The organism is Gemmobacter caeruleus, assembly GCF_008271655.1.
In the GTDB taxonomy this organism is placed as follows: Bacteria; Pseudomonadota; Alphaproteobacteria; order Rhodobacterales; family Rhodobacteraceae; genus Gemmobacter; species Gemmobacter caeruleus.
The window spans coordinates 135,855-162,426 of the sequence record NZ_VKKX01000044.1 but is presented as its reverse complement, the minus strand read 5'-3'; the positions used below and the strand labels follow the sequence as shown (position 1 = coordinate 162,426).

Annotated in this window: 15 protein-coding genes; 7 read left to right on the top strand and 8 right to left on the bottom strand. The window is 64.9% G+C overall.

Annotation, left to right across the window (positions count from 1 at the left end; genetic code table 11):
• Nucleotides 1–7 precede the first annotated feature (7 nt).
• From iolD to FOA17_RS14105, 3 genes are all read right to left on the bottom strand, one after another.
• Nucleotides 8–1,879: a 3D-(3,5/4)-trihydroxycyclohexane-1,2-dione acylhydrolase (decyclizing) gene (iolD, locus tag FOA17_RS14115; RefSeq protein ID WP_149142148.1), complete on the bottom strand. Its 1,872-nt coding sequence runs from the start codon at nucleotides 1,877–1,879 to the stop codon at nucleotides 8–10.
• Entirely contained in the window at nucleotides 1,876–3,783 is a 1,908-nt protein-coding gene (locus tag FOA17_RS14110; protein ID WP_149142147.1) for a bifunctional 5-dehydro-2-deoxygluconokinase/5-dehydro-2-deoxyphosphogluconate aldolase, read from the bottom strand. The genes iolD and FOA17_RS14110 overlap by 4 nt, the downstream gene beginning before the upstream one ends.
• Before the next feature lie 96 nt (nucleotides 3,784–3,879).
• Complete coding sequence (locus tag FOA17_RS14105; RefSeq protein ID WP_149142146.1) at nucleotides 3,880–4,704, bottom strand: MurR/RpiR family transcriptional regulator; 825 nt, start codon at nucleotides 4,702–4,704, stop codon at nucleotides 3,880–3,882.
• Between the two features lie 79 nt (nucleotides 4,705–4,783).
• Here FOA17_RS14105 and FOA17_RS14100 point away from each other — a divergent pair, with 79 nt between their 5' ends.
• Nucleotides 4,784–5,914: a Gfo/Idh/MocA family protein gene (locus tag FOA17_RS14100; RefSeq protein ID WP_149142145.1), complete on the top strand. Its 1,131-nt coding sequence runs from the start codon at nucleotides 4,784–4,786 to the stop codon at nucleotides 5,912–5,914.
• A 94-nt stretch (nucleotides 5,915–6,008) separates the two neighbouring features.
• Here FOA17_RS14100 and FOA17_RS14095 read toward each other — a convergent pair whose 3' ends face one another.
• Entirely contained in the window at nucleotides 6,009–7,379 is a 1,371-nt protein-coding gene (locus tag FOA17_RS14095) for a class II 3-deoxy-7-phosphoheptulonate synthase (RefSeq protein ID WP_149142144.1), read from the bottom strand.
• Nucleotides 7,380–7,579: 200 nt separating this feature from the next.
• Between FOA17_RS14095 and FOA17_RS14090 the strand changes: the two genes are divergently transcribed.
• Entirely contained in the window at nucleotides 7,580–8,602 is a 1,023-nt protein-coding gene (locus FOA17_RS14090) for a GlxA family transcriptional regulator (RefSeq protein ID WP_149142143.1), read from the top strand.
• A gap of 47 nt (nucleotides 8,603–8,649) precedes the next feature.
• Here the strand turns inward: FOA17_RS14090 and FOA17_RS14085 are convergent, their stop codons facing one another.
• Together FOA17_RS14085 and FOA17_RS14080 are read right to left on the bottom strand one after the other, a co-directional pair.
• On the bottom strand, nucleotides 8,650–9,060 hold the full coding sequence (locus tag FOA17_RS14085; protein WP_149142142.1) for a DUF805 domain-containing protein: 411 nt from the start codon (nucleotides 9,058–9,060) through the stop codon (nucleotides 8,650–8,652).
• A 70-nt stretch (nucleotides 9,061–9,130) separates the two neighbouring features.
• On the bottom strand, nucleotides 9,131–10,237 hold the full coding sequence (locus FOA17_RS14080) for a PQQ-dependent sugar dehydrogenase (protein ID WP_149142141.1): 1,107 nt from the start codon (nucleotides 10,235–10,237) through the stop codon (nucleotides 9,131–9,133).
• Nucleotides 10,238–10,453: 216 nt separating this feature from the next.
• Between FOA17_RS14080 and FOA17_RS14075 the strand changes: the two genes are divergently transcribed.
• From FOA17_RS14075 to FOA17_RS14055, 5 genes are all read left to right on the top strand, one after another.
• Nucleotides 10,454–11,638, top strand: a complete 1,185-nt coding sequence (locus tag FOA17_RS14075; protein WP_149142140.1) for an ABC transporter substrate-binding protein — start codon at nucleotides 10,454–10,456, stop codon at nucleotides 11,636–11,638.
• Nucleotides 11,639–11,772: 134 nt separating this feature from the next.
• Entirely contained in the window at nucleotides 11,773–12,564 is a 792-nt protein-coding gene (locus FOA17_RS14070; RefSeq protein WP_149142139.1) for an ABC transporter ATP-binding protein, read from the top strand.
• Nucleotides 12,557–13,267, top strand: coding sequence for an ABC transporter ATP-binding protein (locus tag FOA17_RS14065; RefSeq protein WP_149142138.1), 711 nt, complete (start codon nucleotides 12,557–12,559; stop codon nucleotides 13,265–13,267). The genes FOA17_RS14070 and FOA17_RS14065 overlap by 8 nt, the downstream gene beginning before the upstream one ends.
• 112 nt (nucleotides 13,268–13,379) lie before the next feature.
• On the top strand, nucleotides 13,380–14,390 hold the full coding sequence (locus FOA17_RS14060; RefSeq protein ID WP_149142137.1) for a branched-chain amino acid ABC transporter permease: 1,011 nt from the start codon (nucleotides 13,380–13,382) through the stop codon (nucleotides 14,388–14,390).
• Complete coding sequence (locus tag FOA17_RS14055) at nucleotides 14,390–15,688, top strand: branched-chain amino acid ABC transporter permease (protein WP_149142136.1); 1,299 nt, start codon at nucleotides 14,390–14,392, stop codon at nucleotides 15,686–15,688. The genes FOA17_RS14060 and FOA17_RS14055 overlap by 1 nt, the downstream gene beginning before the upstream one ends.
• A gap of 48 nt (nucleotides 15,689–15,736) precedes the next feature.
• Here the strand turns inward: FOA17_RS14055 and FOA17_RS20315 are convergent, their stop codons facing one another.
• Together FOA17_RS20315 and FOA17_RS14045 are read right to left on the bottom strand one after the other, a co-directional pair.
• Nucleotides 15,737–22,243, bottom strand: a complete 6,507-nt coding sequence (locus FOA17_RS20315; protein WP_149142135.1) for a Hint domain-containing protein — start codon at nucleotides 22,241–22,243, stop codon at nucleotides 15,737–15,739.
• A gap of 415 nt (nucleotides 22,244–22,658) precedes the next feature.
• Nucleotides 22,659–26,093 carry a Hint domain-containing protein gene (locus FOA17_RS14045; protein WP_162528266.1) on the bottom strand — a complete coding sequence of 1,145 codons (3,435 nt, stop codon included), beginning with the start codon at nucleotides 26,091–26,093 and terminating at the stop codon, nucleotides 22,659–22,661.
• Nucleotides 26,094–26,572: the final 479 nt, after the last annotated feature.

The window sequence follows — 26,572 nt, the reverse complement described above, 5'->3', positions numbered from 1 at the left end:
GGATGCCTCAATTGGTCAGCCGCACCAGCGCGGCATTTTCAAGGTAGCGCGCATAGGCCGCGCGCAGATTGTCATGGTCGCCGACCTCTGGCATGGCCAAATCCCAGAACTGGCCATGCGGGCCGGCGGTGGTTTCGATCCCGGTGCCGGGAAAATCCCTCGCGGTGGTGTCGATCACGATCACCGTCGGGATCGGGCGCCCTCGCGCCGCCGCGATCTGCGCCGCCAGATCGTCCAGATCGCGCGCCTTCACCGCATGGGCGCCCATACTGGCGGCATGGGCCACATAGTCGATCTGCGGCTGATCCTCGATCAGGCAATCCACATACATGTTGTTGAAGGCCGCCCCGCCGCAGCCCAGCGTTTGCAGCCGGTTGATGCAGCCATAGCCGCGATTGTCGGTCAGCACGACCGTAAAGGGAATACGCCGCATCACCGCTGTCGCGAGCTCGGCATTGGCCATCATATAGCTGCCATCGCCGACAAAGCAGATCACCTCGCGCCCGGGCTGCGCCAGCTTCAGCCCCATGGCGCCGGCGATCTCATAGCCCATGCAGCTAAAGCCATATTCCATGTGATAGCCGCCCTGCGACGGCTGCCACAACAGCTTGAGCGCGCCGGGCATGGTGCCGGCGGCACACATGGCGATAGCCTCCGCGCCGGTCGCGCGCTGCACCGCGCCGATCACCTGCGCATCGCTGGGCAGCGCGCCCGCCGCGACCGGAGCGCCGCAATGGGCATCCACCGCGCGCAGCCAGTCGGCCCGCGCCCCGGTATCGGGGCTGGCGCGATAGGCACCCAGCCGCGCCGTCAGCGCCTCCAGCGCCACTTTCGCATCGGCGACCAGACTGGTCGCGCCATGCTTGGCGGCGTCATGGCCATGGATATTGAGGCTGACCAGCCGGGCCTCGGGCGCGAACAGCGTGCGCGAGCCGGTGGTGAAATCCTGGAGCCGCGTGCCGACACCGATCACCAGATCGGCCGCCCGCAGCGCCGCATTGGCGGCAGCCGATCCATCGACCCCGGCCGCGCCAAAGTTCATCTCATGCGCCTGGGCCAGCGCCGATTTGCCGGCCTGGGTTTCCGCCACCGGGATGCGATGCGCACTCGCAAAATCCGCGAGCGTCGCCTCGGCGCCGGAATAGATCACGCCGCCCCCCGCAATGATCGCCGGGCGTTTCGCCGCAAGGATCAGCGCCGCCACCTCATCCAGCTCGCGCGCATCGGGGGCGGGCCGGCGGATGTGCCAGACCTTCGGCGCAAAGAATTCCGCAGGCCAGTCAAAGGCTTCGGCCTGCACATCCTGACAGAAGGACAGGCAGACCGGCCCGCAATTCGCCGGGTCGGTCATCACCCGCAAGGCCCGCGGCAGGGCGCTCAGCAATTGTTCGGGCCGGGTGATGCGATCGAAATAGCGCACCACCGGGCGGAAACAGTCATTGGCGCTGACCGTGCCATCGTCGAAATCCTCGATCTGCTGCAAGACCGGATCGGGGCGGCGATTGGCAAAGACATCGCCGGGCACGAACAGCACCGGCAGACGGTTCACATGCGCCAGCGCCGCCGCCGTCACCATATTGGTGGCCCCCGGCCCGATCGACGAGGTCACCGCCATCGCCTGCCGCCGCCCCCGCCCCTTGGCAAAGGCAATCGCCGCATGGGCCATGGTCTGTTCATTCTGGCCCCGCCAGGTCGGGAACGGGTCATTGCCGCACAGATCGCCCTGCAAGCCCTGCTGCAACGCCTCGCCCAGCCCGGCCACATTGCCGTGCCCGAAGATCGCCCACATGCCTTCGATGAACCGCTCGCCGCCCGGCGTCATCTGCACGCCCAGCCACTTCACCATCGCCTGCGCCGCCGTCAGCCGGATCGTCGTCATGCCGCAAGCCCTTTCGCCGCGCGCGCCGCGTCCCAGACACGGCAGAGGTTTTCGTATTTCGCCACCATGTCGGCAATCGCCGCTGCATCGTCGATCTCGCCCTTCAGCCAGCCGCGCGCCGCATCGGCAAAGATCGTGCGCCCCACGGCAAAGCCCTTGACCAGATCGTGCCGCGCCGCGATTGCAAAGCTGGCGGCCAGTTGATCGGGCGGCGCGTCCAGCCCCAGCACCACGATGCCGCGCACATGCGGATCGTTGCGGGTGATCGCGGCGCAGGCGTTTTCCCAGGCGGCGGCGCTGGTAAACGGCTCCAGCTTCCACCAGTCGGGATAGACCCCCAGATCGTAGAACCGCTGGATCAGCCGGGCCGAGGTCTGGTCATCCACCGGCGCCACCTTGGAGGGGATGATCTCCAGCAGCATCTCCAGCCGGTTGCGCCGGCAGGCATGGAACAGGCGCAGCACCGTCGCCTCCTGTTCCGCGCGCATCTCGGGCGTGTCGTCGGGGTGGCAAAAGCACAGAACCTTGCAGACATGCGCCAGCGGCCATTCCGAAACGCCGCCGAAATCGGGGCCGATCTCGGGTTCCAGCACCAGCGGGCGCGAGCCGGGCCATTCCACCGGGCGCCCGATCCACAGCCCGCTGCCCGCCGCAGCAAACAGCGCCTCGCGGCCCAGACGGCTGTCGCACAGAATGCCATAGCCGGGGCGGCCCGCCTGAACCACTTTCGCAGCTTCAAGGCACAAGCGTTTGAAAGCGCCTATTCTTTCCGGGCTCGCGCCCTCCATCGCCTCCAGCTGCATCCGGTGGTCAAAGGCAAAGACCCGCATGGTGGACCAGTCGTCATGCCGGTTGGTCGCCCAATGGATCTGCTCCAGCCGGCGATCCTTGCGCAGCGCCTTTTCGACCACGCCGCGATCCAGGAAGAACTGCAACTCCGCCCAGCTCGGATAGGCCGGGGTACAGCCGTGCCGGCTGACCGCGAAGGCCCCGCAGGCATTGGCGTATTTCAACGCGACCGGCCAGCTTTCCCCATCGAGCCAGCCCTTCAGCAACCCCGACATGAAACCATCGCCCGCCCCCAGCACGTTGAACACCTCAATCGGGAAACCGGGGCCGGTTTCGCCTTCGTCCAGCGTATCGGGGATCGCGCCGGTAAAGGCCACCGCCCCCGCCGCGCCGCGTTTGCAGACCAGCGTCGCCCCCGACACCGCCCGCACAGCCCGCAGCGCCGTCACCGTATCGGTGCTGCCGCCCGCGATGTGGAATTCCTCCTCGGTGCCGACAATCAGGTCGAACAGGTGCAGCGTCGATTGCAGCTTTGCGGTGACGGCAGCGCTGGCGATGAAGCGGCTCTCGCCGTCGCCATGGCCGGCAAGGCCCCAGAGGTTCGGGCGATAGTCGATATCGAGCGCGGTCAGCCCGCCGGTTTCGCGCGCCAGGCCAAGCGCCTTCAGCACCGCCGCCTCGGTCTGCGGATGGCTCAGATGCGTGCCCGTCGCCACCACGGCGCGGGCCTCGGCGATGAAGGCGGGGTCGATATCGGCCTCGCAAAGCGCCATGTCGGCGCAATTCTCGCGGTAGAAGATCAGCGGAAACTGGCTGTCATCGCGGATGCCCAGCAGCACCAGCGCGGTCAGACGCTCCGGGTCGGTGATGACGCCGCGCACATCGACGCCCTCGCGCGCCAGTTCCTCGCGGATGAAGCGGCCCATATGTTCGTCGCCCACCCGGCTGATCAGCGCCGAGCGCAACCCCAGCCGCGCCGTCCCGGCCGCCATGTTGCATGGTGAGCCGCCGATATATTTCTCGAACGACCCCATATCCTCCAGCCGCCCGCCCACCTGCGCGCCGTAAAGATCAACCGACGCGCGGCCAATGGTGATCACGTCCAGCGTCTTCATGGCATCCTCCCTCGCCCTCGGCGTGCCGGGATTCGCATCCGGCGGGCCTTGTTTGGAATAATTATTCCATTTCCGCCGATGAAGGAAGCCCCAAATTCACCTGTCGCTGCGCGCGGTGCCCACAGCGACCGCCAGCGCCAGCGCCAGGGCGATTGTCGCCGACAGCGACCGGAAGGCGCCGAAATCGACCTCGGGCACGGTGATGACGGCACTGGCATGCGCCGCCAGCGGGCTGGTCAGGTGATCGGTCAGCGCGACGACCGACAGGCCGCGCGCCCGGGCATCGGCGGCAATCGCCAGCGTTTCTTCGGAATAGGGCGCGAAGGTGATCGCGATCAACGCATCGCCGGGGCGCAGCGCATGGCGGTGATCCAGCTTGCCCACCCCGTCATGCAGCATTGCCGGGACCGACATCTTGTCCAGCACATAGGTCAGGTAACTGGCCACCGGAAAGGCGCGCCGAAACCCCGCCACATGCAGCGTTCCCGCCGCACCCAGCAGCGAAACCGCCTTTGACAGCGCGGCTTCGTCGGTAGTGCGCGCCAACATTTCAAGGCTGGCGCGGCCCGCCTCGATGAATTCTGCCAAAAGCGCCGCCGGCCCGCCCGACTGCCCCTTGCGCAGATTTTCCAGCCGCGTCGCATAATCCGGCCAGCCGGGGCTATAGGCCTCGCGGAACAGCTTCTGCATCTCGGAAAAGCCGGAAAACCCCATGAGCTGACAGAAACGCATCAAGGCCGAGGGCGGCACATCCGCCCCCGCCGCCAGCTCTGCCACGGTGGATACGGCGATCCGGTCGGTATTGGCCGCGATATGTTCGGCGCATTGGCGCAGCCGCTTGGGCAACCCGCCCGAGATCTCGGCCAGCCGCGCCCGAAACGCCTCGACCGTTGCGGGGGCTTGGGCTGGGCTGGTCTGCATGGCGCCTTCCTTCTTTTCGCTTGCATCACCCTAACATGCGTGGAAAAAATATTCCAATATGAATGCGGGGGAGCGCAGAATGTCACTGGGAGTTGGCGTAATCGGCACGGGCTTCATGGGCAAGACCCATATCCTGGCCTGGCGGGCGGTGCGGGCGGTGATGGGCGGCAGCATGGGCGCGGTGCCGGTGCCCGAACTGCGCCTCTTGTGCGAGACGCCGGCGGAAAAGGCGCGCGACATGGCCGCGCAATTCGGCTTTGCCGCCGCCACCGACGACTGGCGCGCACTGGTCAACGATCCGGGCGTCGATGTAGTCTCGATCACCACGCCCAACGGACTGCATCACCCGATGGCCATGGCCGCCATCGCCGCCGGCAAGCATGTCTGGTGCGAAAAACCAATGGCGCTGACCCTTGCCCAGGCCGAGGAAATGGCCGCGGCCGCGCGCGAAAGGGGCGTGGTGACGATGGTCGGCTACAATTACCTGCGAAACCCCGCCTTCACCCATGCGCAACGCCTGATCGCCAGCGGCGCCATTGGCCGCGTGGTGCAGTTCCGCGGCTGGGTGGACGAGGATTACCAGGCCGACCCCGACCTGCCCTGGAGCTGGCGGGCGAAGCTGGCCGAGGCGGGTCTGGGCGCGCTTGGCGATATCGGGTCGCACCTCGTCTCGATGGCGCAGGGGCTGATGGGGCCGATCGCCTCGCTGCTGGCCGATATGCAGACCATCCACGAAACCCGCCCCCTGCCCGACGGGTCCGGCCGCGGCGTGGTCGAAAACGAGGACGCCGCCGCCGTGCTGTTGCGCTTTGCCAGCGGCGCGCAGGGCAGCATGGTGATCTCGCGCGCGGCCTGGGGGCGCAAGTCGCGCCTGGGATTCGAGGTGCATGGCACCCAGGGCATGATCGTCTACGATCAGGAACGCATGAATGAATTGCAGCTTTACCGCAATGACGGGCCGAAAGACCGGCAGGGCTTTCAGACCATCCTCACCGGCCCCGCCCATCCGCCCTATGGCGAGTTCTGCCCCGCGCCGGGGCATCAGTTGGGCTTCAACGACCTGAAGGTGATCGAATGTGCGGCGCTGCTGCGCGCGATTGCCGGGCTGGAAGCGGCGCATCCGAATTTCGATGACGCGCTGCGCATCGAAAGGGTGATCCATGCGGTCGCGGATTCGGCCCGCTCCGGCGGCACGCGCATCCATCTTTGACACCAAAAAGGGGGCGCGAACGCCCCCTTCTGCGCCTACGGCGCATTCACCCCCGCAGGTGCCGGGGGGCACAAAGCCCCCGGCCCGCGCGTGGTCACATCGCGACGCGGCGCTGTTCCTCGCGCCGGGCGGTCAGCTCCTCGGCGACGAGGAAGGCCAGTTCCAGCGATTGCGAGGCGTTGAGCCGCGGGTCGCAGGCGGTGTGATAGCGATCCGACAGATCCTCGTCCGTCACCGCGCGCAACCCGCCGGTGCATTCGGTCACGTCCTTGCCGGTCATCTCGAAATGCACGCCGCCGGGGACGGTGCCTTCGGCCTTGTGAATGGCAAAGAATTCGCGCACCTCGCGCAGCACGCTGTCGAAGGGCCGGGTCTTGTAACCGGTCGAGGACTTGATGGTGTTGCCATGCATCGGGTCGCAGGACCAGACGACATTGGCGCCTTCCTCCTGCACCGCCTTGATGAGGCGCGGCAGATGGTCGCCCACCTTGCCGGCGCCAAAGCGCGCGATCAGGGTCAGCCGGCCGGCCTCGTTCGCCGGGTTCAGCTTGGCCATCAGCACCTTGAGGTCTTCCGCCGTGGTGGAAGGGCCGCATTTCAGGCCGATCGGGTTCAGCACGCCGCGACAGAATTCGACATGGGCGCCGTCGGGCTGGCGGGTGCGGTCACCGATCCAGATCATGTGGCCGGAGCCGGCGATGTTCTGGCCGGTGATCGAATCCACCCGGCACAGCGCCTCTTCATATTCCAGCAGCAGCGCCTCATGGCTCGTGTAGAAATCCACGCGCGCCAGTTCGTTTGCGGTATCCGAGGTAACGCCCGCCGCCGCCATGAAATCGAGCGCGTCCGAGATGCGGTTCGACAATTCGCGATAGCGTTCGGCCTTGTCATGTTCGGCAAAGCCCAGCGTCCAGCTATGGACGCGGTGGATATCGGCAAAGCCCCCGGTCGAGAAGGCGCGCAGCAGGTTCAGGCTGGCCGCGGCCTGGGTATAGGCTTGCAGCATCCGGCCCGGATCGGGCTGGCGGGCCTCCATCGTGGCGTCAAAGCCATTGATGATATCGCCGCGATAGGACGGGTATTCCACGCCGCCGATCACCTCGGTCGGGGCCGAGCGGGGCTTGGCGAACTGGCCCGCCATGCGGCCGACCTTGATCACCGGCACCTTGGCGCCATAGGTCAGTACCACGGCCATTTGCAGCATGATGCGGAAGGTGTCGCGGATATTGTCGGCGCTGAATTCGGCAAAGCTTTCGGCACAGTCGCCGCCTTGCAGCAGGAAGGCCCGGCCTTCGCCGGCAGCGGCCAGTTCCTTGCGCAGCCGGCGGGCCTCGCCGGCAAAGACCAGCGGAGGATATTTCGCCAATTGGGCCTCGACCCCGTTCAGCGCGGCCTGATCCGGATAATCCGGCATCTGCACCCGCGGCTTGGCGCGCCAATCCGATTTCGACCAGGATTTGGTCATGGCTGTCCTCCGTGCGTTAGCGGTAGCGCAACGCCTATAGTGAAACGGACGGAAAAGGCAATGGGGCAAGGGCGCCGCACGCGCCCCGGATAGGCGGCGCAGCGACCGCGCAGAATTGCCGGCGGCGGCGTGATGTGGCCCCTTGAACAGGCGGTCAAATCCTGATGTGATGCAACGATTCCGACGCTTACAGGTCGCACATGACTGTCGCTCCGCGCAAAGCTACCAATCTGGCCAAGGAGGGCGGTCCCCGCCGCTTTGTCTTTCTGCTGCTCGATCGGTTCACCATGATCTCTTTCGCGGGGGCCATCGAACCCCTGCGCATCGCCAATCGCGTCGCGGGGCGCGAGCTTTATGCCTGGCGGCTGGCCGGCGAAGGCGGGCAGGAGGCGGTCTGCTCCAATGGCGCGGCCTTCCGGCTGGACATGGGCTTGGACGAGATCGAGCGCGACGACACCGTCTTTGTCTGCGGCGGCATCGACGTTGCACGCGCCACCACCAAGGCGGTGACCGGCTGGCTGCGGCGCGAGGCGCGGCGCGGTGCGGTGATGGGCGGGCTCTGCACCGGATCCTATGCGCTGGCGCGGGCGGGTCTGCTGGACGGGCGCAAGGCCACGATCCATTGGGAAAACCAGGATGGCTTCCTTGAGGAATTCGAGGAGGTGAAGCTGACGAAATCGGTCTTCGTGATCGACGGCAACCGGATCTCCACCGCCGGGGGCACCTCGTCCATCGACCTCATGCTCAAGATCATCGCCGCCGATCATGGCGAGGATCTGGCCAATACCGTGGCCGACCAGCTGGTCTATAACGCGATCCGCACCGATCAGGACACGCAGCGCCTGTCGATCCCGACCCGGATCGGCGTGCGGCATCCGAAGCTGAGCCAGGTCATTCAGATGATGGAGCGCAATATCGAGGATCCGATATCGCCTGCCGATCTGGCCGAGGATGTGGGCATGTCCACCCGGCAACTGGAGCGCCTGTTCCGCCGCTATCTGAACCGCAGCCCCAAGCGCTATTACATGGAACTGCGGCTGCAAAAGGCGCGCAACCTGCTGATGCAGACCGATATGAGCGTGATCAATGTCGCCCTCGCCTGCGGCTTTGCCAGCCCGTCGCATTTCTCGAAATGCTACCGCAGCCATTACAACACCACGCCTTACCGCGAACGCGGCACCCAGGGCGCGGTCCCTGGGCTGGGCACGCGGCTGGCGGTCTAGGGCCGCGATCTTTCGTCGAAAGATCGCTGCCAAAAGCGCTGCCGGGGTCAGTTGAAGATGCGGGCATCGGCGCCCATCGGGTCGGCGCCAAAGCGGTTGCTGCCGGGCGTCCCGCGCGAGGCGAGCCAGTAGATCAGCAAAAGCGCACCGATCAACGGCACGAATGCAATGAGCAACCACCAGCCCGACCGGTCGGTGTCATGCAGGCGCCGCACCCCGACCGCCAGCCCCGGCACCAGATTGGCCAGCGACCAGAGCGAGCCGAACAGACCCGCATTGTAGCTGGCCGACACGCCCCCCGGGCCGGACACGCTGGATGTGCCGCCCTCGACCAGCGCGATGACCGCCGCGACGGCGATGTTGAACAGGAAATACCACCAATATTCCGACCGCACGGCGCGGCCCGAGAAACGGAAATAGTTGCGATAGGCCGATTTCACGGCTTCGAGGAATGTCATGGCGCGCGCCCTCCTGAACCTGATGCAAGACTGCGCCTGACCGCGCCGGAAATCCAGCGCCTTGCGGGCATCACCCCTCGGGCGCCATCCGATAGAGCGCGCCGTCGATCACCGACAGGAACCAGATCGCGCCATCCGGGGCCTCGATGATATCGCGTACCCGCCCGGTTTCATCGGCGGCGATCTGTTCCTCGGCATAGCCGGTCTCGGCGGGGCTGTCAGGGTCAAGCCGGCTGATGAAGCCGCTGTTGAGGCTGCCGGTAAAGATGTCGCCCGCCCATTCCGGCACCAGCGCGCCGGAATAGACCATCAGCCCCGAGGGCGCGATGGAGGGATCCCAGTAATGCAGCGGCTGTTCCATGCCGGGCTTTTCGCTGCCCTCGCCGATGGGCAGAAAGTTGTAGTTGCGGCCATAGGTGATGACCGGCCAGCCGTAATTGCGCCCCGCCTCCACCCGGTTCAGCTCATCCCCGCCGCGGGCGCCATGTTCGACCGTCAGCAGGCTGCCATCGGGCGCGAGGGTGGCGCCCTGGATGTTGCGATGCCCGCGCGACAGGACTCCCGGCGCCCAGCCGGGCACGATGACCTCGGCCTCGCCCTGCCGGGTCAGGCGGATGACCTTGCCCGCAACCAACGCGGGGTCTTGCGCCTCCATCCCCTGCGGGCCGGTGCCGCGTTCGCCGGTGGTCAGATAGATCGCGCCATCGGCCGCCTCGACCAGGCGCGCGCCGAAATGCCGCCCGCCGGGATAGCCCTCTCCGGCAAAGACCGTCTCGAATCCTTCAAGCCGCCCCGCCTCGGTCAGCCGCCCGCGCCCCGCGGCCGTAGCCGCGCCCCCCGCCACGCGCAGCGCATAGCTGAGCCAGATTTCCCGGCTTTCGGCAAAGTCGCGCGGCACCAGAATGTCGAGCAGACCGCCCTGCCCCTCAACATGCACATTGGGCAGGCCCTGGATTTCCTGGCGCCGCCCGTTGCGAAACCCCAATAGCCGCCCCTCGCGTTCGGTGATCAGTATCGTGCCATCGGGCAGCACGGCGACGGCCCAGGGTTCCTCCAGCCCGGTCAGCAGCGGCGCGATCTGCATCGGACCGGCCGAGGTGGCAACCGTGCCGGCCCCGGCCGGGGCGGCGATCCCGACAAGGATAAGGCTCAGGGCAAGGGCGGCGTGGGGCGGCATGGAACGTCCTTTCGTCAGGGGGCTGGGGCGAAGCGGGGCGAACAAGACCAATCTGGGGGCGGCGCGGGCGGGGATCAACCGCCTTGCGCCACGACCGGCGGGGCCTCGCCAATCGCCGGGCCAAGGCTGACCCAGGGGCAGGAAAACGGTGCTTTTCTTTTGATCACATGCGGTCTAGCCTGCCCGCAGGATATGCATCCGACATGGGAGTCAAAAATGAAAAAACTGCTGCTCGCCACTGCGGCGACCGCTCTGATGGCCGGCGCTGCCACTGCCGAAGAGGTCAAGATCGGCGTGCTGATGGGCTTCACCGGCCCGCTGGAAACCACCGTGCCGAACATGGCCAATGGCGCTGAACTGGCGATCAAGGAAGTGTCCGATTCGGGCAAGTTCATGGGCGGCTCGACCGTGGCGCCGGTGCGCGGCGACACGACCTGCGTGGACGCGGCGGCGGCGCAATCGGCGGCCGAACGTCTGGTCACCTCGGACAAGGTGGCTGGCATCATGGGCGGCGACTGCTCGGGCGTCACCGGGGCCGTGCTGCAAAACGTGGCGCGCCCGAATGGCGTGGGCATGATCTCGCCCTCGGCCACCTCGCCCGCGCTTTCCACCGCCGAGGATGACGGCCTGTTCTTCCGCACCGCCCCGTCGGATGCGCGTCAGGGCGAGATCATGGCCGACATCCTGTCGGATCGTGGCGTGAAATCGGTCGCCGTGACCTATACCAACAACGACTATGGCAAGGGCATGGCCGATGCCTTTGCCGCGGCTTTCGCGGCCAAGGGCGGCAATGTCACCCTGTCGGCCCCGCATGAAGACGGCAAGGCCGACTATTCGGCCGAAGTCGCGGCGCTGGCCTCGGCCGGTGGCGATGTGCTGGTCGTCGCGGGCTATGTCGATCAGGGCGGCAAGGGCATGATCCAGGCCTCGGTCGACTCGGGCGCCTTCTCGACCTTCTTCCTGCCCGACGGGATGTATGGCCAGAGCCTTGTTGACGCCATCGGCGCGCCGCTCAACGGCTCCTATGGCTCGGTCCCGGGCACCGACAGCCCCGGCGCCGCGAAATATGTCGAACTGGCCAAGGCCGCGGGCTTTGACGGCGGCACCGCCTATTCGGGCGAAAGCTATGACGCCGCCGCGCTGATCCTGCTGTCGATGGAAGCCGCGAAATCGACCGCCGGCAAGGACTGGACCACCAAGGTGATGGACGTGGCCAATGCCCCGGGCGAGCCGATCTATCCGGGCGAACTGGGCAAGGCGCTGGAGCTGCTGGCCGCCGGTCAGGACATCGACTATGTCGGTGCCACCTCGGTGGAGATGATCGGCTCGGGCGAAAGCGCCGGCAATTTCCGCGAATATGAAGTCAAGGATGGCGGCTTCGAGACCATCAAGTTCCGCTGAGCCATCAGGCGCGGACTTGTGATCGGCAGCGGCCCGGGGTAACGCCCGGGCCTCTGTACTGAAAAACCAACCGGACCGCAGGGACGGCGATCGGGGCAAACCCCGGCACCGTGGCGGCCCCCAGGGGAAACGGGATGATCCGTGTAGAAAATCTGCATCGCCATTTCGGCGGCTTTCGCGCCGTTGACGGGGCGACGCTTGAAATTGCCAAGGGCTCCATCACAGGGCTGATCGGGCCGAATGGCGCGGGCAAATCGACGTTGTTCAACGTCATTGCCGGGCGCCTGCCGCCCACCTCGGGCCGCGTCATCATGGATGGCGAGGATATCACCGGCATGCCGCCGCATCAGCTTTTCGGCAAGGGCCTGCTGCGCACCTTTCAGATCGCGCATGAATTCAGTTCGATGACCGTGCGCGAGAACCTGATGATGGTGCCCGCGCTGCAATCGGGCGAAACCCTGTGGAACGCCTGGTTCCGCCGTGACCATGTCGCGCGCGAAGAGGCGAAGATTCGCGACAAGGCCGACGAGGTGCTGGAATTCCTGACGATCAGCCATATCGCCGATCTCAAGGCCGGGCAGATCTCGGGCGGGCAGAAAAAGCTGGTCGAACTGGGCCGCACCATGATGGTGGATGCCAAGATCGTCTTCCTGGACGAGGTGGGCGCCGGCGTGAACCGCACGCTGCTTTATACCATCGCCGACGCGATCCAGCGGCTGAACCGCGAACGCGGCTATACGTTCTGCGTGATCGAACATGACATGGAATTCATCGGCCGCATCTGCGACCCGGTCATCTGCATGGCCGAGGGCAAGGTGCTGGCACAAGGCACGGTGGACGAGGTGAAGAACGACGAACGGGTGATCGAGGCCTATCTCGGCACCGGGTTGAAGAACAAGGTCAAGGAGGAGGCCGCCCATGGCTGACCCCTTTCTGATCGGCTCCGCCATGACCGGCGGCTATGGCGGGGCGGATATCCTGCATGGCTGCACCATCGCCGTGGAAAAGGGCGAGATCGCGGTGATCGTCGGCCCGAATGGCGCCGGCAAATCCACCGCGATGAAGGCGGTCTTCGGCATGCTCAAGCTGCGCGAAGGCCATGTGACGCTGGATGGCGAGGATATCACCCGGCTCAGCCCGCAGGCCCGCGTGGCCAAGGGCATGGGCTTCGTGCCGCAGACCCACAACATCTTTCCCTCGATGACGGTCGAGGAAAATCTGGAAATGGGGGCCTTCATCCGCGACGACGATTTCAGCGGCACCATGGGCCAGATCTATGACCTGTTCCCCATCCTCAAGGACAAGCGGCACCAGCCGGCCGGCGAATTGTCGGGCGGGCAGCGGCAGCAGGTGGCGGTCGGTCGCGCGCTGATGACGCGCCCCAAGGTGCTGATGCTGGACGAACCGACGGCGGGCGTGTCGCCCATCGTGATGGACGAATTGTTCGACCGCATTATCGAGATCGCCCGCACCGGCATTTCCATCCTGATGGTGGAACAGAACGCGCGGCAGGCGCTGGAAATCGCCGACAAGGGCTATGTCCTTGTGCAGGGTGCCAACCGCTTCACCGATACCGGGCAGGCCCTTCTGGCCGACCCGGAGGTGCGCCGGTCGTTCTTGGGGGGCTGAACATGATTTTCACATTTGCAACATTTTTGGCCTGCGCCTTGGGGATAACCGCCGTGACAACCGCAGGAAACCGCAGAATCGCGACTGCCGCCGCCAATCAGAGGGGCCGCTGATGGATATCCTCAACGCCCTTGCGGCCTTTCTCAACTTCGTCTTCATTCCCGGGCTGGCCTATGGCGCGCAGCTGGCGCTTGGCGCGCTTGGCGTGACGCTGATCTATGGCATCCTGCGGTTTTCCAACTTTGCCCATGGCGACACGATGGCCTTCGGCACCATGGTCACGATCTTCGTGACCTGGTTCTTCCAGTCGATCGGGCTGACCGCGGGCGTGCTGCCGACGGCGCTGCTTGCTCTGCCCTTCGGCATCGCGGCGACGGCGCTGCTGGTGCTGGCGACCGACAAGGTGGTCTATCAGTTCTACCGCCGGCAAAAGGCCACCCCGACCATCCTCGTCATCGTCTCCATGGGGGTGATGTTCGTGATGAACGGTATCGTGCGCCTGTTCATCGGGGTCGATGACCAGAATTTCGCCGATGGCGGGCGCTTCCTGATTTCGGCCGGCGATTTCAAGGCGGCGACCGGGCTGGCCGAGGGGCTGGCGATCAAGGGCAGCCAGGCGGTGACCGTGATCACCGCGGGGCTGACCGTGGCGGTGCTGTTCTGGTTCCTGCAAAAGACGCGCACCGGCAAATCCATGCGCGCCTTCGCCGATAACGAGGATCTGGCGCTGCTGTCGGGCATCAACCCCGACCGCGTGGTGCAGGTGACCTGGGTCATCGCCGCCGCGCTGGCAACGATTGCCGGGGTGCTCTATGGCCTCGACAAGAGCTTCCGCCCCTTCACCTATTTCCAGCTGCTGCTGCCGATCTTTGCCGCGGCCATCGTGGGCGGGCTTGGCAACCCGCTGGGCGCCATTGCCGGCGGTTTCATCATCGCCTTTTCCGAGGTGATGGTGACCTATGCCTGGAAAAAGGTCGTCACCTATGTCCTGCCGGCCGACATGGCGCCGGACGGGCTGCTGCAACTGATGGGGACGGACTACAAATATGCCGTCAGCTTCGGGATCCTGATCCTGGTGCTGCTGTTCATGCCGACCGGGATCTTCAAGGGGAAGGCTTACTGATGTCGAAGAACCTGAAACTCTTTCTCGGCGTCGGGCTGCTGTTTCTGGCCACCGGGCTGCTTCTGTCCTGGAACCAGGCGCTGTTCATCCTGAATTTCGGGCTGGTCTCGGCGATCATGGCGCTTGGGGTGAACATGCAATGGGGCTATGCCGGGCTGTTCAATACCGGGGTCATGGGCTTTGCCGCGCTTGGCGGTCTGGCGGTGGCGCTGGTCGCCACGCCCCCCGTGGGCGAGGCCTGGCGGGTTGGCGGCTTTGGCATCCTGCTGGGGCTGGCGATCGGTGTGGCCACCGTCGCGGCCGGGGTCGCGCTGTGGAGGCGCATGCCCAAGGGGCGCAACCGCGCGCTGGCCATGCTGGCGCTGCTGGTCGGGGGCTTCATGCTGTTCCGCTGGGTGTTCGATCCGGCGGTGACGGCGGTCGAGGCGATCAACCCCTCGGTCACCGGCAACCTGGGCGGGCTGGGCCTGCCGGTCCTGCTGGCCTGGCCGCTGGGCGGGGTTCTGGCCGCTGGCGCGGCCTGGGCCATCGGGAAAACCGCGCTTGGCCTGCGGTCGGATTACCTCGCCATCGCCACGCTGGGCATTGCCGAGATCATCATCGCGGTGATGAAGAACGAGGATTGGCTGGCGCGCGGCGTCAAGATGGTGAACCTGAAGGAACGGCCTTGGCCGGTGCCCTTTGAGGTCAACCTGCAACAGAACGAGACCTTCCTCGGTCTGGCCAGCACGCTGGGTTTCGACCCGGTCACCGGCTCGTCGATCTTCGTCAAGCTGGTCTATATGGCGATGATCTTGGTGGTGCTGGGGCTGGTGATCTGGCTGTCGGAACGCGCGCTGAACAGCCCCTGGGGCCGGATGATGCGCGCGATCCGCGACAATGAGGACGCCGCCCGCGCCATGGGCAAGGATGTGACCGCGCGGCATTTGCAGGTCTTCATCCTGGGCTCGGCTGTGATCGGGGTGGCGGGCGCCATCCTCACCTCGATGGACGGGATCCTGAACCCCGGCACCTATCAACCGCTGCGCTTTACCTTCCTGATCTGGGTGATGGTCATCGTCGGCGGCTCGGGCAACAACTGGGGCGCCGTGTTGGGCGCGATGCTGATCGGCTGGCTCTGGCTGATCGTGGAGGCGCTTGGCCCGCAGCTCATGGGCTGGATCACCGCCGGCATGGCCGAAGGACCGCTCAAGGCGCATCTGGTGGACAGCGCGCAACATATGCGCTTGCTGACGCTGGGGGTGATCCTGCTGCTGGTCTTGCGATTCAGCCCGCGCGGCCTGATCCCGGAGAAATGAGAAAGGGGCGCCTCGGCGCCCCTTCTGCTTGTTGCGCCCCTGCCCGGCTCAGGCCATCAGCAAGACCCGCGCCTCGCGCGATTTCAGGCTACGCCGCGCCGCGACAAAGCTCGCGCCTTGCAGCAGTTCCGGGAACAGCGCGAGCACCTCGTTGCGCTGCGCGTCATCCATCCCCGCCAGTGTCAGGTCGCCCGGCTGGAAGCTTTCGGTCCAGGCACCATCGGCGCGGATCACCTCATGCTGGTCGAACAGCAGGTGCAGATAGGTCACGCCCTCGGGCTGCACCCGTTCGATACCAGGCTGGCCCAGCAGATGCAGCGCGGCGACCAGCACCTCGCGTTCGCCGAAATACATCTCGGACCTGGCGCTGGACATCAGCATGCGGTGCTGCGGGCTGACCATCATGTCGCGCTGCGGCAGGCCATCGCCAAGCGCACCGCGCGCGATGCGCACAGGGGTAAAGTTGGGGTTCGCCGCCAGTTCGCCCGCCGTCAGCGCCCGCTGGCCAATCCAACGCAGCGGCTGATAGCCGTTGTCGCGGGTCAACACCCAATCGCCAACCTCCAGCGCCTCCACCGGCACCTCACCGCGTGCGGTGGCGATCAGGCTGCCGGGGGTAAAGCAGGGGATGACCGTCTCGATATTCGAGAAGGCCATGGTGCCGACCACCGCCCCGGTGCTGTCGAGGAACTGCACCGTGCCGTTTTCGGGGTTGGCGCTGTCATAGATGATATTGGTCAGCGCCTTGCCCCAATCGCTGAGATCCAGCGTATCGAGGTCGTCGCCCCCTTCGCCACCATCGACGACATCGCCGATGCCAAGCCCGGTGAACAGGTCGCGGTCATCATCGCCCGACAGGGTATCCGCCCCGTCGCCGCCCGTCAGCAGATCGTTGCCGGCGCCGCCATCCAGCGTGTCATTGCCGGCGCCGCCATCCAGCGTATCGCCGCCCGCCCCGCCAAAGAGCTGGTCATTGCCCGCGTCGCCGGTGAAATAATCATTGCCGCTGCCACCGGTGATCGTGTCATCGCCGTCAAAGCCCAGGATCGTGGTGCCCTGCGTCGTGACCGACGCATCGACCAGGTCATTGGCGTTGGAGCCCCAAAGCACCTCGATCTCGGAATAGGTGCCGCTGGTGCCGCCGGCAAAGCCGAAATTCGCCGTCTCATTGCCAGTATAGGTAACGGTCGCCCCGGCGGTGCCCAGGTTCTGCAACCAGACCACGTCGCGGTCGCCCGGATCCTCGCCGCCGACAATGGTTTCGGTGCCGGCATCGGAATAGACAGTGAAGGTATCCCAGCCATCGCCGCCATACATGGTGTCGGCGCCGGTGCCATAGGCCCCGCCGGTGGCAAAGCTGTCATTGCCCGCCCCGCCATAGGACAGGTCATCGCCCGCCCCGCCATTCAGGAAGTCATTGCCGGTATCACCATAAAGCACGTCATTGCCGGCACTGCCTTGCAATTCGTCATTGCCGGTGCCGCCATAGACGGTGTCATTGCCCGCCCCGGCGACGATCAGGTCATCGCCGCCATAGCCCAGGATCGTGTCGTTGATCCCGTCGGTGCCGTCGATCTGATCGCCGTTCAGGTCGGTATAGCCCGGCAGCATCGTGTCATTGCCCGAGGTGCCATCCACCGGGCCGGCAAAGACCACATTCTCGATCTCGCTGAAGGTCAGCGTGCCGCCACCATAGTAATTGACCGTGCCGGCCTCGTTGTCGCCGCCGCCATAGGTGATGGATTCGACATCGGCGTAGTTCAGCACCAGGATGTCATTGTCGAGCCCGGTTTCGCCGCCCACCACGGTATCGCCGACGCCGCCATAGATCGTGTCCGCGTCCCCGCCAGCATAGATTTCGTCATTGCCCAGCCCGCCAATGACAATGTCATTGCCAATGCCGGTCGTCAGCGTGTCTTTTCCGTCGCCGCCATCCACAACGTCGCCATTGTCACCGGAATCGATCGCGTCATTCCCGGTTCCGCCATAAAGCGTGTCATTGCCGCCAAAGCCGAAGATGGTGTCGTTGCCAACGCCCGCATCGACAAAGTCATTGCCGTCGCCAGCATTGATGTAATCATCCCCCAGACCGCCGACGATGCTGTCGTTGCCAAGATTGCCCTGAATGAGATCGTTGCCGTCTCCGCCATAGACCGTGTCATCGCCGTCATCGCCAACCAGCGTGTCGTTGCTGGTGCCGCCGTCGATCAGGTCATTGCCCGCGCCACCATAGATGGTGTCTTCGCCCGTGGCGCCGCCGATCAGCGTATCGTTGCCGTCCTGGCCGAAGATCAGGTCATCGCCGTCGCCGCCGTCGACGCTGTCATTGCCGATGCCGGTGTCGATATAGTCGTTGCCCGCATCGCCAAAGGCCGTGTCATCGCCTTCCGCGCCCGAAACGGTGTCGTCACCCGCGCCGCCATAAAGCAGGTCATTGCCCGCCTCGCCCGAGAGGCCATCGTTGCCCGCCTCACCATAGACGGTATCCGCACCGTCGCTGGCATAGACCGAGTCATTGCCGATGCCCCCGTAGACCAGGTCGCTGCCTGCCCCTGCGTAAATCTCGTCATTGCCGGCATAGCCATAGATCGTGTCATTGATCCCGTCGGTGCCGTCGATCTGGTCGCCCTGCGCATCGGTATAGCCGATGGGCATGAAGTCGTCGCCCGAAGTGCCATCGACCGCGCCAGTGAACTGGATGTTCTCGATCTCGCTGAAGGTGAGCGTGCCACCGCCCGAGGCTGCGGTGAAGGTGACCGTGCCCGCCTCGTTGTTGCCGCCGCCATAGGTGATGGATTGGACATCGGCGTAGTTCAGGATCAGGGTGTCGTTGTCGGTGCCGGTGGTGAAGCCTTCACCGCCGACGATCGAATCTCCCGCGCCGCCAAAGAAGGTGTCGCTGTCATTCTGGCCGAACATGGTGTCCGCACCGGCACCACCGATGAACACGTCATTGCCGTCGCCGCCAAGCATGCTGTCGTCACCGAGTTCGCCGTTAAGCGTATCGTTGCCAAGCGCGCCGTCGAGCGTGTCATTGCCGTCGCCGCCATAGACGAGGTCGGCATCATCGCCCGCATCGACATAGTCGTTGCCAGTGCCCCCATAGATCGAGTCATTGCCGGCATTACCGTAAAGCCGGTCATTGCCCGCATCGCCCATCAGGCTGTCGCCACCGGCCCAGCTGCCGTAGACACTGTCATCGCCGGTGCCACCATAAAGGGTAGCCGTGCCCAGCGACGAGCTGGCCGACAGATCGTCATTGCCAGCGTCACCCCAAGCCGTGTCATTGCCGCTGTTCAGCGAGATCTGGTCATCGCCATCGCCGCCCAGAAGCTGATCGTTGCCGCTGTCACCGTCGGAAAGCGAGTCATTGCCCAGACCGCCATAGATCAGGTCATTGCCATCGCCGCCGTCGAGATAGTCGTTGCCATCGCCGCCAGAAAGCGTGTCCGCGCCAGCGTCGCCAAAGATCCAGTCGTTGCCGACCTGGCCTTCCAGCGAATCCGCCCCCGCACCCCCATAAAGCTGGTCGTTACCGTCGTTGCCGCGCAGCGTGTCGTTGTCCAGACCGCCGTAAATCAGGTCGTCGTTGGTGCCGCCATCCAGCCAGTCATTGCCGGCCTCGCCATAGAGGGTGTCATTGCCCCAGTCCGTATAGACCGTGTCATTGCCATCGCCCATCTGGGCAAGGTTCTGACCGCCGCTATCCATCACATAGTCGTCGCCAGTGCCGCCATAGTAGCTGTCATTGCCAAGACCGCCACCCATGGTGTCGTTGCCATCACCCCCATACTGGGCCGAGTTACCCTGAACGTTGGACAGCGTGTCGTTGCCCGCCTCGCCATAAAGCGTATCGTCGCCCGCGCCGCCATTGATCGTGTCATTGCCGGTGCCGCCATAGACGGTGTCATTGCCGGTGCCGGCAGTGATGCTGTCATCGCCGGCATAGCCAAAGATCGTGTCGTTGATGCCGTCGGTGCCGTCGATCTGATCGCCGTTCAGATCGGTATAGCCGACATTCATCACGTCATTGCCCGAGGTGCCATCCACCGGGCCGGCAAAGACGATCTTTTCGATCTCGCTGAAGGTCAGCGTGCCGCCCGAGGCCAGGGCGATGGTGCCCGCCTCGTTGGTGCCGCCGCCATAGGTGACGACCGAACCGGCCTCGACCACCAGCACGTCATTGTCGTCGCCGGTTTCGCCGCCGACGATGGTATCGCCCGCGCCGCCCCAGATCGTGTCGGCATCGGCCCCGCCCGACAGGCTGTCATTGCCGGCGCCGCCATAGATCACGTCATTGCCGGTGCCGCCATCCACCGTATCATTGCCGGTGCCGCCATCCACGATGTCGTTGCCGATGCCGCCGATCAGCAGGTCGTTGCCATCGCCGCCATAGACGATGTCATTGCCCGCGCCCGCGTCTATGCTGTCATTTCCGGCGCCCGCGAGGATGGAATCGTTGCCCGCCCCGGTCGCCACGCTGTCATTGCCGACGCCGCCATAGACCGTGTCATTGCCCGCACCCAGGGTGAAGGTCTCGATCTGGCTGAAACTGGCCGTGCCGCTGCTCGAGGTCAGCGTCCCCGCCTCGGCGCCCGAGAAGGTCAGCGTGGCATTGGTGGTCAGGCCCGACGCGTCCAGGCTGTCGCCCGTGGTTTCGGTCGTTTCGCCGCCGGTGATCGTGTCATTGCCATAGCTGCCCGACAGCACGAAACGGTCATCGCCCGCGCCGCCGCTGGAGATATCGGCCCCGCCGCCGCCGGTGATCGTGTCATTACCGGCGCCGCCATAGATGCTTTCGGCCCCCGAACCGCCGGTGATGCTGTCATTGCCGCCTGCCGTGTCGAAGAGATGGCTGGTCGTGCTGGAGGCGGCGTTGATCGTGTCATTGCCGGTGCCGCCATAGACATTCTCGATTTCCGAGAAGGTGGTGGACCCGCCGGTATAGGTGGCCGTGCCGCTTTCATTGCCGGTGAAGGTGACATTGACCCCGGTGGTGACCAGGATCGCATCAAGGCTGTCGCCCGCGGTTTCGCCGGTTTCGCCGCCGATAACGGTATCGACATCGCTGCCCGCGCCATCACCCAGATAGAAACTGTCATCGCCCGCCCCGCCCACGAGGCTGTCGCTGCCGGTGCCGCCGCGCAGCACATCATTGCCGTCATCGCCGAACAGCGTGTCATTGCCGGCTTCACCCAGCAGGTTGTCGGCCCCCAGATCGCCATGGATCAGGTCGTTGCCGGCCCCGCCATAAACGGTGTCATTGCCCTCGTCGCCATAGAGCGAGTCACCGCCATTGCCGCCATACAGCACGTCGGTTCCCGTGCCGCCATAGACGATGTCATTGCCCTCGCCCGCGGTGACGGTATCGTTGCCCGCCCCGGCATAGACGAGGTCGGCATTGCCGGTGGTGCCCTGCACGCCCAGCCCGTCATTGTTGTCGATCCGGTCGCCATCCGGGTCGCCGACATAAGAGCCGTCGATCACGTCATTGCCGCTGGTGCCGGAAACGATGCCGTCCTTCGTTACCGCGGCAGAGGTATGGATGGTGACAAAGCCGACATCGGTATTCCCCATTCCATCCGAGATCGTATAGGAAAACGGCTCATCCCCGGTGGTGCCATTGGCAAAGACGGTGATCGTGCCATCGGCGTTCAGCCGCACCTGCTGACCTGACGGCAGGGTAATGGTCTGCCCGGCAACCACGCTCTGCCCGTTCAGATGGGTGATCGTCAGGTTGCTGCCCGCGGGATGTTCGTCATTGGCCAGAATGTCGAAGGTCCGCGTGGAATTGCTGACCACATTGACCGTATCGTCATTGGCCAGCGTATAGGTCTGGACGCTGTCGCCCATGATGAGCAGGTTGGAATCGTAGACCGCATCGCCGCCATCGGCGATGCCGATCTTGATCGTGTTCACCTGGCCCGCATTGACCGGCGCCTTGATCGACAGGACATAGGTCAGCCCGTCCATCTCGGTGTTGAACTGATCCAGCGTGTTGTCGCGATAGAGGTTTTCGTTGCTGCCCGAATTGACCGTGTCGATCGCGACATTGCCCGAGGTGGTGACGCTGATCGGGGCAAAGACCCCGTTCACCCAGACGCCAAAGGCATCGTTCACACCGCCGCTGACATATTCGGGATATTCCTCGGACGTGAACACGAATTGCATCGTGATCATGTCACCGTCGGGAATGAAATTCGCCTGGAGGATCGCGCCGTCAAAGGTGGCAACGCCGGAAAGCGCGTTCAACTGCGCATCGCCATCCACGCCGCCGGCAACATTGGTGCCGGTGCCGGTATTGACGTTGGTATTCGTGGTGCCCGAACTGTTGGTGAAATCGGAGACATTGCCGGTGGAGATGATGACCCCGGTATCGGTCGGGCTCACGCCCGCGATGGTGGTCAGACCGCCACTATAGATCCCCGAAGACTGCGCATCGCCGCTGAAGGTCGCGCTGCCGCTGACCAGTTGCACGCCATTCCCGAAGATGGCGTTGAACATCTGTTCCGCGGTTGCGGTGGTGTTGATCGAGAGTTCGTTTGCAATGGCCATGATGTCACTCGTTCACTGAAAGGGGGCGGTTGGGCAGGGAAAGGGCGGGGGTCAGGCACGGCCCGAAGGCAAGCGGTGTCATGACCCTGTTCCTTTCCGTCGCTGCATGACGCGCGCGCAGCCCAAAACCCCGTGGCCTGATGCCCGGGGCGCCTTGACACCTGTCAATGCTGCGGCAGCGAAAAACGTCATGCTACTGATATCCACATCTGGACCTGCCCCAAAATCGGGACAAAGCCTTAAGCAATCATGTCGTTTTCAATTGTGTTGATTTCGTGGGGCCGCTGTGGAGCCTTGGCGGCACAAGTGGCACTTCATGGCAAAAACATGGCGCAATCGCCTGAATTGCATGACAAAAGGCCCCCACGCGGGGGGCCTTTCAGGGGCCGGCGAACCGGCCCTCGCTGCATAAACCTTATTTCAGCAAAAGCCGCGCTTCGTGCTTTTTCAGTGTGCGACGCGCCGCCGCATAATCGTCGCGGCCCTGTTCGGTCTTGAGATCGGGGAACAGTTCGAAGATCTCGTTGCGCTGCGCATTGCCCATGCCCTTGAGCGTATAGTCGCCGGGTTGGAAGCTTTCGGTCCAGGCGCCGTTCGACAGCACGACCTCGTGGCGATCGAACATGAAGTGGATATAGGCGGTGCCCATGCTGTCCACCTCATGCACGCCACGCCCGGCCACCAGATGCTTGGCCGCGACCAGCACCTCATGTTCGTCGAAATAGAGCGCGGTGCGGTCATTGGCCACCAGCACGCGGTGATTGGGGCTGACCATCATGTCGCGTTCCGGCAGGCCATTGCCCAGGCTGCCCTGACGGATCAGGATCGGCTTGAGATGCGGGTTGAGCGAGAGATCCGCCCAGCTCAGCGATTTCTGGCCCACCCAGCGGATCTGCTGGATGCCGTTGTCACGGGTGATGACGCGATCGCCGGCCTTCAGTTCCTCGACCGGGATCTCGCCGCGCGGGGTGGCGATCATCGTGCCGGGGGTGAAGCAGGGGATGACGTTCTCGATATTGGTGAAGGTGAGCGAGCCGGTGACATTGCCGTCGCCGTCGAGGAAATCGACCACGCCGTTTTCGACATTGTCCGGGTCATAGGTGATGTGCAGCGGGCCGGCACCGCGCAGGTCGAGCGTGTCGTAATCGTCGCCGCCCTCATTGCCGTCGATCACATCGCCGATGCCCTGACCCGCCTCCGAGACAAGGAAGGTGTCGCGGTCATCGCCGCCCGCCATGTTGTCGGCCCCGTCGCCGCCGATGATCGTGTCATTGCCGGCATCGCCCAGGATCGTATCCTCGTCGATACCGCCGTCGATCAGATCATTGCCGTCGCCGCCCCTCAGGCTGTCATCGTCATCCATCCCGAAGATGGTGTCATTGCCGGCGCCGCCGTCGATGGTGTCGCGGCCATTGTCGGGCCGCAGATCGGTGGCGTCGGGCACGTTCAGCTCGTCGGGGAAGCTGGGATCCAGCCCGCCATAGACCAGATCGTCGCCCGCGCCGAGGTCGATCAGATCCGACCCCTCGCCGCCGATGACGGTGTCGTTGCCATCGCCCGCGGTGATGGTGTCGGCGTCGATGCCGCCGTCGATCAGGTCATTGCCGGTGCCGCCGTCGATCAGGTCGGCATCGTCGCCGGTGCGGATCGTGTCATCGCCCGCGCCGCCATAGACAGTGTCCAGATCGTCGGTCGGGTCGCTGTCGGCGGGATAAAGCCCCGGATAGCCCATGTCGGGCATGGGATAGGCGCCGCCGCCGGCGGTGTCGATCACGTCATTGCCATCGCCGCCATCGACCAGATCGCTGCCCTGCCCGCCAGTCAGCGTGTCATTGCCGCCCTCGCCCAGCAGGCTGTCATCGCGCTCGCCGCCATCGACATCGTCATTGCCGGCGCCGCCATAGACCAGATCGTCGCCCGCGCCAGACCGCACGGTATCATCGCCGTCGCCCGCGCGCACGCGGTCGTCATTCGGGGCATCGCCGGGCAGGATCGCGTCATTGGCGTCGATCCGGTCACCATCGGGGTCGCCGGTATAGCCGGTGTCGATCAGATCGCCGCCGCCGGTGCCATCGACCCAGCCATCGCGGACCGGCGGGTCGGTGATGACATTCTCGATATTCACAAAGCGCATGGTGCCGGTCGCCGCGCCATCGGCATCATAGAAGGTGACGGTGCCGTTTTCGGCATTGTCGGCATCATAGACGATCGACAGCGGACCCGAGCCGCGCAGGTCGAGCGTATCGTAATCGTCGCCGGTTTCCGACCCGTCCACGAAATCGCCGACATTGCCACCGATGAACAGATCGCGGTCGTAGCCCCCGATCAGCGTATCGGCCCCTGCATCGCCATGCAGCGTGTCATTGCCTTCGCCGCCATAGACCAGATCCTCGTCGATCCCGCCAAAGATCAGGTCATTGTCCTGGCCACCATAGATGGTGTCGTCGTCATCCTCGCCATAGATCGTGTCATCGCCCAGGCCGCCATAAAGCGCGTCCCGGTTATTGTCCGGGTCGGGGTCGGTGTCATCGGTCAGATGGGTGGGATCGGAGGCCGTGTCGCCCGTGCCGCCATAGATCAGGTCATCGCCCAGATCGCCGGTCACGGTATCGCTGCCCTCGCCCGCATAGACGGTATCGTCGCCGCCGGCCGCGGTCACGCTGTCGGCATCGACGCCGGCATAGATCAGGTCATTGCCGCCGCCGGCATGGATCGTATCGGCGTCGTCGCCGGTCATGATCGTGTCGGCCCCGGCGCCCGCGCGCACCAGATCGCGGTCGTCATCGGGGTTGCCATCGGCGGGGTAAAGCCCCGGGAAGGCACGGTCGGGCGAGCCTTCGTCGCCGGAATTGCGGGTGTCGATCAGCTCATTGCCGGTGACGCCATCAACCACGTCATTGCCATCGCCGCCCAGCAGCGTGTCATCGCCCGCGCCACCATACAGCGTGTCGTCGCCGGCGCCGCCTTCCAAGAGGTCATTGCCGTCGCCGCCATCGACCTGGTCATTGCCCGCGCCGGCATCCACCGTGTCATCGCCCAGATTGGCCAGGATAGTATCATCGCCACCGCCCGCGACCACGCGGTCGTCATTGGGCGCATCGCCCGGGATCAGCGCGTCATTCGCGTCGATCCGGTCGCCATCGGTCGGATCGACATAGGTCAGGTCGATCAGATCGCCGCCCTCGGTGCCGCGCACGATGCCATCGGGCCCGCCGAAATTGTCCACCGTATCTGAAAGCGAGAAATATTCGAACGACCCGGCGAAATGCTGGTCGATATTGTTCAGCAGATCGGGGGCCGAGGTGTTCTGCCCGGCGCCGACGGTCCAGGGCTGGCTGATATCGCCCTGATCCATGGTCAGCCCTGCCGGCGTTTCGGCGTTGAAGCTGGTCGCGTCGGTCAGGTTCTCGATCACCAGATGGCCGCCATTGGCGACATCCCAGGAATAGGACAGGTTGACCTCGTCGCCCGGCGACATGAAGCCCGCGCCGGTCGAGTAGGTGACGCTGCCGCCTTCGGTTTCATGGGTGATCAGCAGCGACCCGTCGGGCAGCAGCTCGATGCTGTAGCCGCCGGCATGGTCGCCGATGCTGTCGCGCGCCAGAATGGTCTGCACTTCGGTCTGCGGCGTGGTCGAGGAGGTGAACTGCACCTCCAGCGTGCCGCGATCCAGCTGGAACGTCTCGGACGGCCAGATCTTCACCAGGTCATCCGTGCCATCCAGCACGGCCTGGGTGCCATTCGACCCCGCGCCATTCAGGTAAACGCCGTTCTGCGCGCCATTGCCAAGCGCGGCATCCTGAACGGTGCTGCCTGCATCATCCAAGTTGTACAGCGCGAAAACCGGCATATTGATCTTCCTCATCCCAGCAGGGCCGTGGCCCGTCCAACCGTTCATGTGCCCCCGAAAGGGCGTTGACCGGCGCGGCCTTGTGCAAAGGCCCTGCGCCCAGAAGGCCAGGTCGCGCGATGTGGTAGATCAGGGAAAAGTGCCAGAACCGCCGAAGCGGACGCGGGAAATCATCGTTTCTGTAAACCGGGCGCAGCACCCGGTCCCTTGGCAGCCTTAACCATACTCCTGCGCCCAAAGACGCCACACACCATTTGAGACCGCCCCCACGGCCAGATGTCTTTCCCAGCAAGACCCCTTCTTGATACCTTTTGTTATCCTTTACGAAAAGTGCAAAAAATACGGCAAATTCCCCCTTTGCCCCAGTTCTGCCCGGTTTGGCCGCCCCAGAGGCGTCGGAAAAGCGGGGGGTATGGGCGGCATTGTTTCCGACTTTGCAACAAAGGTGCAGGTCTGCGGCCCGGCAACGGCAAAACCCA

Excerpts from the sequence above, each read along its gene's own strand:
- FOA17_RS14110 (WP_149142147.1), bottom strand. The coding sequence starts at position 3,783 with ATGAAGACGCTGGACGTGATCACCATTGGCCGCGCGTCGGTTGATCTT.
- FOA17_RS20315 (WP_149142135.1), bottom strand. The coding sequence starts at position 22,243 with ATGGCCATTGCAAACGAACTCTCGATCAACACCACCGCAACCGCGGAA.
- FOA17_RS14065 (WP_149142138.1), top strand. The coding sequence starts at position 12,557 with ATGGCTGACCCCTTTCTGATCGGCTCCGCCATGACCGGCGGCTATGGC.
- FOA17_RS14100 (WP_149142145.1), top strand. The coding sequence starts at position 4,784 with ATGTCACTGGGAGTTGGCGTAATCGGCACGGGCTTCATGGGCAAGACC.
- FOA17_RS14075 (WP_149142140.1), top strand. The coding sequence starts at position 10,454 with ATGAAAAAACTGCTGCTCGCCACTGCGGCGACCGCTCTGATGGCCGGC.
- FOA17_RS14060 (WP_149142137.1), top strand. The coding sequence starts at position 13,380 with ATGGATATCCTCAACGCCCTTGCGGCCTTTCTCAACTTCGTCTTCATT.
- FOA17_RS14080 (WP_149142141.1), bottom strand. The coding sequence starts at position 10,237 with ATGCCGCCCCACGCCGCCCTTGCCCTGAGCCTTATCCTTGTCGGGATC.
- FOA17_RS14090 (WP_149142143.1), top strand. The coding sequence starts at position 7,580 with ATGACTGTCGCTCCGCGCAAAGCTACCAATCTGGCCAAGGAGGGCGGT.
- FOA17_RS14045 (WP_162528266.1), bottom strand. The coding sequence starts at position 26,093 with ATGCCGGTTTTCGCGCTGTACAACTTGGATGATGCAGGCAGCACCGTT.
- FOA17_RS14085 (WP_149142142.1), bottom strand. The coding sequence starts at position 9,060 with ATGACATTCCTCGAAGCCGTGAAATCGGCCTATCGCAACTATTTCCGT.
- FOA17_RS14095 (WP_149142144.1), bottom strand. The coding sequence starts at position 7,379 with ATGACCAAATCCTGGTCGAAATCGGATTGGCGCGCCAAGCCGCGGGTG.
- FOA17_RS14055 (WP_149142136.1), top strand. The coding sequence starts at position 14,390 with ATGTCGAAGAACCTGAAACTCTTTCTCGGCGTCGGGCTGCTGTTTCTG.
- FOA17_RS14070 (WP_149142139.1), top strand. The coding sequence starts at position 11,773 with ATGATCCGTGTAGAAAATCTGCATCGCCATTTCGGCGGCTTTCGCGCC.
- FOA17_RS14105 (WP_149142146.1), bottom strand. The coding sequence starts at position 4,704 with ATGCAGACCAGCCCAGCCCAAGCCCCCGCAACGGTCGAGGCGTTTCGG.
- iolD (WP_149142148.1), bottom strand. The coding sequence starts at position 1,879 with ATGACGACGATCCGGCTGACGGCGGCGCAGGCGATGGTGAAGTGGCTG.